Annotated in this window: 15 protein-coding genes and 1 pseudogene; 5 read left to right on the top strand and 11 right to left on the bottom strand. The window is 31.4% G+C overall.

The genetic code is table 11. From position 1 onward, the window contains the following. Positions 1 to 47: 47 nt before the first annotated feature. The 5 genes from ACKVOD_RS09155 to ACKVOD_RS09135 all read right to left on the bottom strand — a co-directional run bounded on the left by ACKVOD_RS09155 (position 48) and on the right by ACKVOD_RS09135 (position 3,697). A complete protein-coding gene (locus ACKVOD_RS09155) occupies positions 48 to 1,505 on the bottom strand; it encodes a magnesium chelatase (protein WP_409209165.1) in 1,458 nt (485 codons plus the stop codon). A gap of 43 nt (positions 1,506 to 1,548) precedes the next feature. Then, positions 1,549 to 2,667, bottom strand: a complete 1,119-nt coding sequence (locus ACKVOD_RS09150) for a vWA domain-containing protein (protein ID WP_409209164.1) — start codon at positions 2,665 to 2,667, stop codon at positions 1,549 to 1,551. Between the two features lie 110 nt (positions 2,668 to 2,777). Beyond that, entirely contained in the window at positions 2,778 to 2,999 is a 222-nt protein-coding gene (locus tag ACKVOD_RS09145) for a hypothetical protein (RefSeq protein WP_409209163.1), read from the bottom strand. A 2-nt stretch (positions 3,000 to 3,001) separates the two neighbouring features. Next, complete coding sequence (locus ACKVOD_RS09140; RefSeq protein ID WP_409209162.1) at positions 3,002 to 3,154, bottom strand: hypothetical protein; 153 nt, start codon at positions 3,152 to 3,154, stop codon at positions 3,002 to 3,004. Continuing rightward, entirely contained in the window at positions 3,155 to 3,697 is a 543-nt protein-coding gene (locus ACKVOD_RS09135; protein ID WP_409209161.1) for a hypothetical protein, read from the bottom strand. A gap of 81 nt (positions 3,698 to 3,778) precedes the next feature. On the opposite strand from ACKVOD_RS09135, the gene ACKVOD_RS09130 reads away from it, so the two are divergent. From ACKVOD_RS09130 to ACKVOD_RS09115, 4 genes and pseudogenes are all read left to right on the top strand, one after another. Continuing rightward, complete coding sequence (locus tag ACKVOD_RS09130) at positions 3,779 to 4,027, top strand: hypothetical protein (RefSeq protein ID WP_409209160.1); 249 nt, start codon at positions 3,779 to 3,781, stop codon at positions 4,025 to 4,027. Positions 4,028 to 4,178: 151 nt separating this feature from the next. Then, the gene (locus ACKVOD_RS09125; protein ID WP_409209159.1) at positions 4,179 to 4,619 is read left to right on the top strand and encodes a KTSC domain-containing protein; all 441 of its coding nucleotides are present in this window, start codon (positions 4,179 to 4,181) and stop codon (positions 4,617 to 4,619) included. Between the two features lie 162 nt (positions 4,620 to 4,781). Further along, positions 4,782 to 5,567 carry a DUF4369 domain-containing protein gene (locus tag ACKVOD_RS09120; protein ID WP_409209158.1) on the top strand — a complete coding sequence of 262 codons (786 nt, stop codon included), beginning with the start codon at positions 4,782 to 4,784 and terminating at the stop codon, positions 5,565 to 5,567. Between the two features lie 18 nt (positions 5,568 to 5,585). After that, a pseudogene (locus ACKVOD_RS09115) lies at positions 5,586 to 5,972 on the top strand (peroxiredoxin family protein); the annotation flags it as partial. Positions 5,973 to 6,385: 413 nt separating this feature from the next. Here ACKVOD_RS09115 and ACKVOD_RS09110 read toward each other — a convergent pair. Both ACKVOD_RS09110 and ACKVOD_RS09105 read right to left on the bottom strand, forming a co-directional pair. Then, entirely contained in the window at positions 6,386 to 7,081 is a 696-nt protein-coding gene (locus ACKVOD_RS09110) for an SIMPL domain-containing protein (RefSeq protein WP_409209157.1), read from the bottom strand. Positions 7,082 to 7,130: 49 nt separating this feature from the next. Then, on the bottom strand, positions 7,131 to 7,769 hold the full coding sequence (locus ACKVOD_RS09105; protein WP_409209156.1) for a rhomboid family intramembrane serine protease: 639 nt from the start codon (positions 7,767 to 7,769) through the stop codon (positions 7,131 to 7,133). A gap of 267 nt (positions 7,770 to 8,036) precedes the next feature. On the opposite strand from ACKVOD_RS09105, the gene ACKVOD_RS09100 reads away from it, so the two are divergent. Further along, entirely contained in the window at positions 8,037 to 8,906 is an 870-nt protein-coding gene (locus tag ACKVOD_RS09100; protein WP_409209155.1) for a lysophospholipid acyltransferase family protein, read from the top strand. 82 nt (positions 8,907 to 8,988) lie between these two features. Here the strand turns inward: ACKVOD_RS09100 and ACKVOD_RS09095 are convergent, their stop codons facing one another. The 4 genes from ACKVOD_RS09095 to ACKVOD_RS09080 form a co-directional block, all read right to left on the bottom strand. Beyond that, the gene (locus tag ACKVOD_RS09095; RefSeq protein WP_409209154.1) at positions 8,989 to 10,167 is read right to left on the bottom strand and encodes a hypothetical protein; all 1,179 of its coding nucleotides are present in this window, start codon (positions 10,165 to 10,167) and stop codon (positions 8,989 to 8,991) included. A gap of 71 nt (positions 10,168 to 10,238) precedes the next feature. Further along, positions 10,239 to 10,934, bottom strand: a complete 696-nt coding sequence (locus ACKVOD_RS09090; protein WP_409209153.1) for a hypothetical protein — start codon at positions 10,932 to 10,934, stop codon at positions 10,239 to 10,241. Positions 10,935 to 10,996: 62 nt separating this feature from the next. Further along, positions 10,997 to 11,953, bottom strand: coding sequence for a hypothetical protein (locus ACKVOD_RS09085; RefSeq protein WP_409209152.1), 957 nt, complete (start codon positions 11,951 to 11,953; stop codon positions 10,997 to 10,999). Between the two features lie 64 nt (positions 11,954 to 12,017). After that, positions 12,018 to 12,943: type VI secretion system tube protein Hcp (locus ACKVOD_RS09080; protein ID WP_409209151.1), on the bottom strand; the 926-nt coding region annotated here is incomplete at its 5' end.

Below are 12,943 nucleotides of genomic sequence, written 5' to 3'. Positions count from 1 at the left end.
TGGCAAGGTATGCTAAATAAATTGAATACTACCTATGATTATTCAATTTACAATTTACTAATATAATTTCCATACAAATCTTTATACTGATATCCTTCTGACATTCGATCTTTACTCAATTTATCATAAGCAACTAATCCCCAAAGAATAAATTCTTTCATAAAATAGAAATCTTCATTTTCGAGATGGGGTTGATATTTTTTTATTAAAATTTCTAAGGGTTTAATTTTGTCTAATGTAGATTTATAAACTTCGTCTGAACAGTCATCTAACAATTCAAATCCACTTTCGGCAAAAAACCATTCTAAAATATCCGAATAGGGGGTTTTTTCATCATCCTTGGTCAGTTTTTCAATTTTAGGGAAATAAGCTGGGAAAAAAGTATGAATTGCATCATCAATCAAATGTTGCGCCACTACTCCAGCTCCTTCTTGTTCTCCTTCATATACTAGTTCAACTTTTCCTGTAATAGCGGGTACAATTCCAATAAAGTCAGACAAACGAATACTAGTATAATTAATGCCCGATTTCAAGGCGCGACGCTCAGCTGTGCTTAATAAATTTTCAAAAGCTGTAATACTTAATCTTGCACTGACTCCGCTTTTGTTGTCTATGTACTCACTTTCTCGAGCTTCAAAACTAATTTGCTCTAACAAATCTCGGGCTATAGAGGGTACATAAACCAAATCACTTTGATTTGTATCTAGTTTTGCTTCTTGTTCAGTAATTGTTCTTGCAATTTTTATAGTTTCTGGATAATGTGTTAAAATCTGAGAACCAATTCTATCTTTAAGTGGTGTTACGATACTCCCCCTATTAGTATAATCTTCAGGGTTAGCCGTAAATACAAATTGCATATCTAAAGGCATTCTTAGTTTAAATCCTCTAATTTGTATATCGCCTTCTTGTAATATATTAAACAAGGCAACTTGAATTCTAGCTTGTAAATCAGGCAACTCGTTGATAACAAAAATACAGCGATTGGCTCTAGGAATCATCCCAAAATGAATTACTCGATCATCCGCATAAGATAGTTTCAAATTTGCTGCTTTTATTGGGTCTATATCTCCAATCAAATCTGCAACGGTAACATCTGGTGTTGCTAGTTTTTCATAAAATCTATCACTCCTATGTAACCAAGAAATGGGAGTCTCGTTACCTTTTTCGAGTATTAAATCTTTTGCAAAACGAGATATCGGATTAAAAGGATCGTCATTAATTTCTGAACCCGTAATAAATGGAATATATTCATCTAATAATTCAACCATTTTTCGAGCTAATCTTGTTTTAGCTTGCCCGCGAAGTCCTAGCAAATTAATATTGTGACGAGATAAAATAGCCCTTTCCAATTCAGGAATTACAGTGTTTTCAAATCCATGAACACCTTCGAATGTAACGGTTCTAGATTTTAATTTTTCTCTTAAATTAGTGCGAAGTTCATCCTTAATACTTTTAGTTTTATATCCAGACTTAATTAATTCTCCTAGTGTTTTTATGCTGTTCATTTATTTTTTTATTGATATTAATTATTGTAATTGCTATTCTAAACTATTTAATTCGTTTTTTTCTATTGGTTTCATAATCTTCAAAAATCATTTCACCAAGTCCTTTTATACCTGTATAGAAAGCCTTTCCTTGATTTGCTTCAGTAAAATGATTTACAAATTTTTGTAAATAAGGATCTTTTGCAATCATAAAAGTGGTAATGGGAATATGCAACTTTCTAGCTTGTTGTGCTTCATTGTAGCATTTATCTACTATATATTCGTCTAAACCATTACTATTCATATAATAAGAACCATCTTTTTCTCTAATACAGCTTGGCTTACCGTCGGTAATCATAAATATTTGCTTATTGGTATTGCGTTTTCTCCGAAGCAAATCCATAGCTAGTTGCAAACCAGCCACTGTATTTGTATGAAAAGGGCCCACTTTTAAATAAGGTAAATCCCGAATTGAAATTGTCCAAGCATCATTTCCGAATACCAAAATATCTAAAGTGTCTTTTGGATATCGTGTCGTTATTAGTTCAGCAAGAGCCATTGCAACTTTTTTTGCCGGAGTGATTCTATCTTCGCCGTAGAGAATCATACTATGACTTATATCAATCATCAGAACAGTACTCATTTGGGACTTATATTGAGCTTCTTCTACAACCAAATCATTTTCAGTTAACATAAAATCCGAAACTCCGTTATTGATTTGTGCGTTTCGAAGGCTTTCGGTTAAAGAAATTTTCTCTAATCCATCCCCAAAATGAAATTCACGAAAATCGCCGGTATGTTCATCACCATTTCCGTCATGTTTTGTTTTGTGATTGCCGAGTCCACTTCGTTTTAAATTTCCGAAAATTGTATCAAGGGCTTGTTGGCGAATAGCGCGCTCTGTTTTTGCAGTAATTCCAATTCCTGAAGTTCCGTCATCCTTTAGTTCTTCTCGGATATATCCTTTTTTCTTTAAATCTTCAATAAAATCATCAATAGTATACTTATCATCAGTAAGCTTATATTCTTTGTCCAATTGCCGTAACCAATCAATTGCTTCGTCAAAATCACCCGAAGTATGGGTAATTAATTCTTTGAATATGCCAAAAAGTTTATCAAACGGAGACTGAAAAGGAGCTTCGTAAACTTTAAAATAAAATCCTTTTTTGATACTATTATTCATAAAGATAAAATTACATCATTAAAAACAAGAGCTAAGCAAAACATTTATTAATTTTAAGTTAAAACGAGTTATGAAATTTCTAAATTAAAAGCAGGTGCTATTTTTTTCTATTATTCTTCTGGATTAATTTTTTTAAACAATTGATTAAGCAATACTTGATATTTACTAATCTCCCGAATCTCTTCGTCCACATCAACATGATCTATCAAATCATCTAATTTTTCACTAATTAAATTTAACTTATTATTTGCTGATCTATTATCATTTATGGCAATCAAGTCAATAATTTCTTGAACTCCTTTTTTTATTCCTTCTAATTGAATATTATCCATTTTTAATTATTTTCAGTAGATTTATCCTCGTTAAACTTCTTGACAATTAACTTTAATTTTTCTTTTCGCAATACTTTGGCAGCTTTTACCTTGTCCTGTTCTTTGTGCAACTTATCGTTGTGCTTCTTAATATTTCTTTCGTTATTTCTTCCCATTTATAGTGCTCTTTTTATTTCATCCAATAATTTATTGGTATAAATCAGTTCATTAATAATTATTCGCCGCAAATCGTCAATATCTTCATGATCGATATACTTGGCCCAAGAGTTTAGATTTAAAATATTTCGAATTTGTTTAATTCTTTTTGAGGTTTCAAAAGTCGTTCTTAATATCGCTTTATTGTCATATTTAGAACTGTTTTTATGTTGGTAATTTACAACATTCTTGACGTAATCAACTTCTAAATAATATAATTTTTCATCATCATTATCGGGATAAAAAGAATCCCAAGTTGCAAAACCTAATTTTATTTTACTCAAAGTTTCTGGCTCCATAGGCTCCAATCTCCATTTACTATTAGCCAATCTACCCCAATGATTCGATAAACGATACATTCCTGATTCTGTGTAATAATATGTACTTCCTGATTTACTTTCAAATTGTATTGGTAAATTTTGAATCAAAATAATAGCTAGTTCTCTGAAAACACAAAAAGTGTTTTTAAAAGAATTTGGACTTGGACGAAAAATTGCTTTCATTTTACAAATATAATCAGAATGGAAAGCAAATAATAATTGATTAACTTTGTCTTTTATTATTTCATCAAATTTAAACTGATTATGACCAAGTCTTCACAAGAAAAAATGCTCCAAAAAGGAGTTTACACCGGAATTGTAGAAAAAGATAAAAACAACAATTTCTTTTGCGGTGAATATTTATTAGACTATAAAATGGCTATGTCAAACCACCAACTTGGTGATTGGATTACAATAAAATCAGTAATTGAAAACCCAAGTGACATTAGCTATAATAAATATCCAAAAAAATCAAAAAACTTTGATAAAGCAAATAACAAACCACAACAATAATTAATCACTCTATTTGAAAACGCTTTTAATGCCCTTTTTTTTATACACCTAAACTAAAAAATTAAAAAAAAGTGTACCTTTGCAAAAAATTGTCAATTTTAAAATTACACAACTCTAATTTTATTCTAAAAGACAAGTAGTTACCATATTTATGAAAAAAATAGTTGAATACCGTAAGTTATTAAATGTTGACAAGACTGTAGAGTTAAAAGATTTAAAAACTATTTATCGCAATGCGATGAAAGAAGCCCATCCAGACAAATTTCAAGGAGATGATGCTGGACTTAAAGCAGCAGAAGAAAATAGCAAACAGATCATCGAGGCTTACCACTTTTTGGTCAGTATCAATCCTGAGACAATTAAACTAAACTTACCGGAGTATACCGAAACTATTACCACTTCTACCATTACAGATTATAAATTTGTCGAGGGTCGTTTAATTATCAATTTCTCAAACGGCAGTGTTTATGAATATATTAGTGTGCCAAAAGCTACTTATGTAAAAATGGTCAATGCAGATTCACCAGGAAGGTTTGCCAAAAGACATATATTAAATGCTTTTACTTGGAGAAAAACTATCAATCAAGACTAAGTGTATTTATTATATTTTCAACGAAAGCATCTCTATTTTTGAGATGCTTTTCTGTTTATATTTAAAACTATAACAATTATAACAAAAATTTAAGTGAGTATGTTATAAATATTTTATAAAATTAAATACTTTTGCAAACTAAAATCAACTAAAAATTAAATGATGAAAAAAATAATAATGTTACTTTCGGCTACTGTAGTTTTGATTTCTTGCAGTAAGGTAAAAAAAGGGGAATTCTTAATTACAGGAACTGCTAAAGGAATTGCAAACGGAAAAACAATAGTTTTAGAAACCCAATCTCCAGACGGAGGCAGTTTAGTAGCTTTTGACACCGTAAAAGTTGAAAATGAGAAATTTGAAATAAAAGGAAAATTCACTGAACTATCTTTTCATCTTTTGCAATTAGAAGCTGAAAAAGGAAAAGAGCCGTTCGCTAAAGTAGCATTTATAATGGATGATGAAGGTGAGATTAAAATCGAAATCAACAAAGATTCTATTGCGAAATCTAAGGTTTCAGGTACTTATAATAATGATGAATATGTTAAATTCAATGAAGAACTCGTTAAAATTCAAAAGAAATTAATGGATTTTCAATCTAAAAATATGGCATTAATGAATAAAGCTCAACAGACAAATGACACTGTTGTAATCAATAAATTAATGACTGAATTTAGAAAAGTTCAAGAATCTGTTGGGACAGATTCAAAAAAGAAATATTTATCTTATGTTGAGACACATCCTAAATCATTTATTACTGTTTTAATTCTACAAGGAATGCTTAATGACCCAACAGTTGATGCTAAAAAAACAGAAACTATTTATAACGGTTTAGAGGAATCTTTGAAAAACACAAAACCTGGTAAAGCTATTAAAGATAAGCTAAAACAAATTAAAACACCTTCTGTTGGAGCAGCTCCTGCCCCAGCTGCTCCAGCTGTTTCTAAATGAAGAGCAGATTTTTCGGCTCCAAACCCTGATGGTAAATTAGTAACCTTAAAAGAATCTTTAGGAAAAGTAACTATCGTTGATTTTTGGGCATCTTGGTGTGGTCCTTGCAGAGCAGAAAATCCGAATTTAGTTGCTATTTATAAAGAATTACATTCGAAAGGGCTTAATATTATTGGAGTTTCGTTAGATAAAGATGCAACCAAATGGAAAGAAGCCATAGCAAAAGATAAATTGTCATGGACTCAAGTTTCGCATTTAAAGTTTTGGGATGAACCCATTGCAAAACAATATAATGTTGAATCTATTCCTGCTACTTTTATTCTAGATGCTTCTGGAAAAGTAGTTGCAAAAGATTTAAGAGGTAAAGAACTAAGAGCCAAAATAATCGAGCTTTTAGCAAAATAAATTCATTTCAAATATACCCTAATAAAAAATCTCCTTAGTGGAGATTTTTTTATACTACTAACTACCAAAAGGTTGTAATAATTACTTAAATTATACCAATTAGAAATATAGAAAAGCCTAATTATTTTTTTGTCACATCGAGCGCAGTCGAGATGTACTATTGGTTCTCGACTGCGCTCGAACTGACAATGAGACTAATCTATATTTCGAATTGGTATTATGTTTATTATTCATTTGGAAACATAAAAACAGTTGCTATATTGGCAACGTTTTAGCAAATTTCGCCAGAAAATCAAGTGACCGGGGAGGATACTCAAGTGACCAACGAGGCCAGACTGTAAATCTGCTGTGTGAACTTCGTAGGTTCTCCCAAAGTATCGAGACTGCTCTCCCAAAAATAAAAAAACTATTTTTTATTCCAAAATAAAACTAACAGTTACATTTGCGGTAATTTCTATTTCACCAACCGCCAATGTTTCTCTTGGTGCCGCTTCCATATCCATTGCCATAGTTTTCATTGCATACATCCTTGGCTGAGGAATATAAACTTGTGAATTATCGGAGATTAAAATTGCTTTTCCCACTTTTTGACCCAAAACCGAAACAAAATCTTCGGCTTTTGCTTTTGCATCTTTTGTCGCTAACTTTCTAGCTTCGGATTGAATTTGAATTAATTTAGAGGATTTGAATTCTATATTATCAATTCTGTTGATGCCTTCATCTACCAAGCCTTCCATTAATACGTCATATTTAGACAAATCTTTCAACAAAATTTGAAGCGATTGAGTAGCAATATAACTATGTTTCTTTTTATCATAATCGTAATTTGGATTTAGAGAAACACGTTGGGTTTGAAAGTCTTCTTTTGCAATATTTGATTTTTTAATGAATTTAATAATAGCATCCATTTTTTTATCATTTTCAGTTTTCACCTCAGCAGCTTTACTTCCTTTGGTTTCTATTGAAACCGTAATTGCAGCTTGATCGGGAGTTACTTTTACTTTCCCATCACCAGAAACATTGATCATTGGAATTTGTTTGGATTCTTGGGCATTTACTACCGCTAAAGTTGTCATTAAAAAAGTTAAAATTAGAATTGATTTTTTCATGTTAAATTATTTTTTGTTAGTTCAAATTACTAACCAATTTTTGTGCCAATTATAATTTACCTGCTTTAAATAATATAAAAAGTATCACTATGGGAATTGCCAAAAGAATTACCATTGTTAAATTATATTCCAACATACTAGGTTCTTTAATTAAAGTAATCAAATAGCCTCCAATAGCACCACCAAAATGAGCTGTATGTCCAATATTATCATTCTTAGCTTTCATTCCGTATATGGAATAAAGCAAATATCCAATACCAAATAGATAAGCAGGAATTGGAATTACATAAAATAGACCTAACATCATATCAGGTTGAATTAGAATAGCCGAATAAATAATACCTGTAACTGCGCCTGAAGCCCCAATTGCTCTATATCCATAGTCATTTTTATGCATTGCTAAAGTCAATAAGCTACCAAAAACAAGACTTCCTATATAAATTAAAAAAAACGAAGCATTACCAAAATAATTTGAAACTACCGGCGCAAACATATAAAGTGTAAACATATTGAAAAACAAATGCCCGATATCAGCATGTAAAAATCCTGATGAAATCATTCTAATTTGATCTCCTGCTCGAATACTGCCAATATGAAATTCAAATTTTCTAAAAAAATCGTTGTCGTTGAACCCTTTATAGCTCATCAAAATAGTGGCCAAAATAATTACAATCAAAATAGTACTCATATAGAATAATTGTATTAAAAATTTATGGAGTAAAGTTAATTATAATATATGACTGTCCACTATGCGGACTAAATATTAAAAATGACACACAGATGATGCGGATTTTAGCGGATTATAAAATATGAAATTCATTAAATCCATTTCATCTGTATGCCTATTTTTTTTTACAATAAACGGATAGTCATATTATATCTTTCAATAATGCTACTAAATTATAAACATATTAATAAAAAATATTTTTGAGTTATATTTGTCAAAATATTTTTTATGCAATTAATCATTTTTCTATTAATATATCCCTTTTTGTGGTGTATCTCTATTTTACCATTTCCAGTATTATATTTGTTTTCAGATTTTATTTATCTAATCGTATATTATGTAATAGGATATCGAAAAAAAATCGTTCGTGAAAACTTAGCTTTGGCACTACCCAATTTATCCGCTCAAGAACGATTAAAAATAGAAAAAAAATCATTTCGTCACCTATGTGATATATTTTTAGAAATGATTAAAACGATGAGTATATCTGAAAAAGAAATCAAAAAACGCTTTGTTTTTACGAATTTGGAAGTTTATGAAAGCATGGAGAAAAAACAAAAAAGTATTGCTATAATGATGGCTCATTATGCAAGTTATGAATGGGCAGTTTCCTTAAATTACCATGTTACTTTTGAAGGTTTCGGAATATACAAACAAATTTACAATCCCTATTTTGATAAATTAGTTCGAGATATTAGATTAAAATTCAAAGCAAAACTTATAACAACTAAAGAAACTATCCCAACAATTATCGAAAACAAAAAACTAAACAAAATGTGCACCTACGGTTTTGCTAGTGATCAAACTCCTAGACTGCACTCAACTCATCATTGGCAAAGTTTTATGGGACATGTTGTACCTGTTCATACCGGAGCAGAAATGTTGGCAAAAAAGTATGACATGAATGTTATTTTTTTAAGAAACAAAAGAATTTCGAGAGGGTACTATGAAGGTCGTTTTGAAATTATATCTGAAAATGCTAGTCAAGTTCCTAATTATGAAATTTCAGATAAATTTATTCAACTTGTAGAACAACAAATACTTGAAGCTCCAGAATTTTATTTATGGACACATAAACGTTGGAAACATCGAAAGTAAAACATTTCATTATTATTCAACTAGCTGAATTTATTATATCATTAAGAGTTGTTGTATTATGAGACAAGCTTGTATTTTTTTTTTAAAAACTTTTAGAAAAACTTAGTAAAATTGTTTGTTTATAATTGGGTTTGAAAGGTTCTTGAAAAAAATCACCTTTTAAAGTTGCTCGATGCGCTAACGATACATTTTTAATGATTTTAAATTTGGTAATAAAAAGACCATCCATTAGACCATTTCTTGTAATTTCAGAAAAGTAATCCGAAGAAACACTCAATCTATATTGCATTTCTAGCCATTTTTTGTATTTTCTATCATACCAAATATTTAATTCAGCGCCCAATTTTTTGAATACAATAAGATCATAATTATCATTATCATCATACGTCTGTGTATAATATCCTGTGTTAGCAATATCTTGATCTGTTAATCCATAAAGACTGACCGAATATGGGGAAAGTGATAATCTAAAATAGTCATTAGGCTGGTATTTGATACCCGGCGAAAGCACTATTTCGTATGGATTAGCAAAACCTTGTGTTTTACCATTTTGATTATAATCTTTAAAAGTGTCACCGTCATAAATCGTAAAAATAGATGTGTTTGATTTAACAATTAAATTGGCATTCCATTTACTGCTTTTTGATAAAGTAAATGAAAAATCATGTAAAGTGGCTAATTCATCATTAGCTCTTTGAATTCGGTCAGCACCTGTTAAACCAGATTTTTGAACAGCTAAATTCCAGTGTAATTCATTGGTCATCGCAAAACGGCTAGTTTCTTTGTAATAATCAAAACCTAAATCGATAGCACTAGTACCCGAAAAGCTTTTTTTATCTGGACCTGATGGCGCATTATATTCTAGAACATTGCCAACATTTAAACCAATAGAAAATGTAAAAGTATAGGCTTTTTGTGGCTCTTGACTTTCTTCAGTAACTACTGGTTTTACTTCAAAAAGTTTATGTTCGACTAAATTTGATTCGTATTTATCATATTGAGTTCTTTGAACAATTGATTTCAAAATACTGGCTTTAACAACCTTGTTTTTAGAATTCACAGTAGCATAAGTATATTTTGTTTGATTTTCTTTTAAAATTTTACATCTAATCTCGGTACTATCTTTTTTAATAATGGCATCTTTTTGAGCCATTACATTTGCTGTTAAAAACATAAAAAAAAGAAAAGAAAATGTTTTTGTTGTTAATTTCATACGTAATAACAAATTTGAATTATTGGTTTTTAATGTAATTTTTTTCATGGTGTGAAAATTAGGATAATTTTTAATAACCTAAAATAAAAAAGGAAGTTTTTTAGGCTTCCTTTTCATGATTATTTTTTTCCAGTTGCTAAATCATAACTACTTTTTACAGAAACACCTTTTTCTTTAATAGATCGACAAGCACCACCGTCTATTTCTATTATAAAACGTCCTGTTGCATACGATTTTGATTTTTTATCATTTTCTCCCCAATCTACTTCGATTTTTCGAAAAGGAATAGAAATAGCCATTTCATACTCTCCATCTTCGAGATCTGGTGGCAAAGAAAAATCTCCATCGGTTACTACAATTTTATTAAACTGATTGCCTCCTGGATTTCTTCCTCCTTTAACACTAATCCCTTTTATTGGATTTCCTGGAGCATTTGCAACTTCAGGAGTTGTAGTTGTAGATTTTGTAGTAACTGATGCCTGACCAGATACCATATTACTTGTGTTATTTACTTCAACAATAGTATTGTCATTTAAACTAATAACGAAAGAAACTGGTTCATGCATTCTTCTGCCTGTTGGCAAACCACTTGCCGCATCTCTAGGGCTAACAATTGCATTATCAAAAACAATAGAGTAACCAGCATCTGTTGGTCTTATACTCACTTTGCAATCTAATTGATTTGTAGCAGTTGTACGTTCGTTAGTATTATTACTTTTTGTTTTTTGTTTTGTAATAGTTTCTTGAGCAAATGATTGGTTCGTATAACTAGCAATCACTATCAAAGCAATTGCAATAAATTTTATATTTTTCATGATTTTTAAATTTTATAGATTTTTAAAATAAAAAAGGAAGTTTTTTGAGCTTCTTTTTATGATTATTTTTTTCCAGTTGCTAAATCATAACTGCTTATTAGGTCACCTTTTTTAGTGATAGCAGTACAAGTACCGTCTTCAATTTCTAGTGAGAATCCTGCAGCACATCGACCTGATCCAGCTCCAGAACCGGAAGACATAGATCCTGTATTTGTGGCTCCCCAACTCCATGAACAAACTAAATCACATGATCCATTTGGGCAATCGTCTAAGGGAATATCACATTCGCCATCAGGACATGAAATTGTAGTGGTTTTTCCATCACATCTTTTGGTTACGGTAAACTCTTTGAAAGTAGCTTTCCCGGCACTCATAACACTTAAGTCACTAAAACTTGCTTTTCCTGATCCCATACCTGAATTAGCTGCTTTTTGAACCCCTGGTTCATCAATTGCAATTTCAGAAGGAGGAGAATCGGAGCTTGAACCAACTGATATTGGAGGGTCAGATGAAACAGCCATGCCGTGTGATACCGCTATTACCGCTATTTTACCTTCTCTACCTTTTTGTGTAATTGTTTGCCCGCTTACCGGATTTCTTGGTCTTTTTACTTCAGCTACACTATTGTCACTAGAGCTAACTTCATAAAAAACAGTCATTGGCTTGTGCAACCTTCTACCAGTTGCTAATCCACTTGCCGCATCTTTTGGCGATTTAACATCATACTCAAATGAAATCGCACAGCCACTTTCTGTGGGAGTTACACGTAATTTAGTAGCTTTTTTTAGATCATATCCTGCGGTTCTTTCATTAGTCTGATTACTTTTTGTTCTGGTTTTAAGAGATGCAGCGGCTTTAGGTTCTTGCCAATCGTCAATAGGTGTAACATTGCCAGAACTTCTTTCGTTAGTATTATTGCTTTTTGTTCTTTGTTTTGTGATAGTTTCTTGAGCAATTAATTGGTTCGAATAACTAGCAACTACAATTAGAGCAATAGCTAAAATTTTTATATTTTTCATGGTTTTAGGTTTTTATAGTTATTAAATTAAAACAGGAAGTAGTGAGCTTCCTGTTTATTATTAATTATTTTGGGTTATTGGTCGTACTTGTATTTGGTTTTTTATCCCCTGGTAAACCTTTTTCGTTTATTGCCATTGCTGTACAAGCCCCATCTTCTATTTCTAAAGAAAACCCTACTGAAGAACGACCTGATCCAGCTCCAGAACCGGGAGACATAGTGCCTGAATTAGACATACCCCAACTCCAAGAACAAACTAAATCAGCGGCTCCGTTTGGACAATCGTCTAAAGGTATTTCACAATCACCATTTGGACATCTAATTTCGGTGGTTTTACCTCCGCATCTTTTGGTAACAGTAAACTCTTTAAAAGTAGCCTTTCCAGCACTCGTAACACTCAAGTCACTATAACTTACTTTCCCTGTACCGCCACCTTTATGAACTCCTGGTTCATCAATAGCAATTTCAGAAGGAGGTGAGTCTGAACTTGATTTACCTTGTACTGCTTTTGTAAATAATTTTGGAGTTGTAGCATTATATTCTTTAGGTATTCTGATTGGTTTGTGCTGTCTTTTTCCTGTCGATTGTCCTGTTGCCATATCTCTAGGGCTTTTAACTTCTGAAACTGTATTGTCACTTGAACTTACATGAACACTCATTGGTTTGTGCATTCTTTTTCCAGTTGCTAATCCACTTGCAGCATCTCGTGGTGAGGTAATACTGCTTTCTAATGTAACAACACACCCATCATCCGTTGGTGTTACTCGACATACTATTAAAGTAGCTTTCGGAAAGTGTTTACCTTGAGCTGCTTTGGCATTATTTGCATCCCAATCATCTGCTGCCATAGTTTTGCCATCAGTTTGACTTACTCTAGCTTTTACATTTTTTTTCAAGTCATAACTTGCTTTAGCAGGGGCTACAGCAGAAACTTCTTGAGCAAATAATTGACTTGTGAAACTTGTAATAGCTACTAAAGCTATTGTGATAA

Source organism: Flavobacterium sp. (assembly GCF_046155325.1).
Lineage (GTDB): Bacteria > Bacteroidota > Bacteroidia > Flavobacteriales > Flavobacteriaceae > Flavobacterium.
The sequence above is the reverse complement of the archived record's forward strand: the minus strand, read 5'-3'. Positions and strand labels throughout refer to the sequence as shown.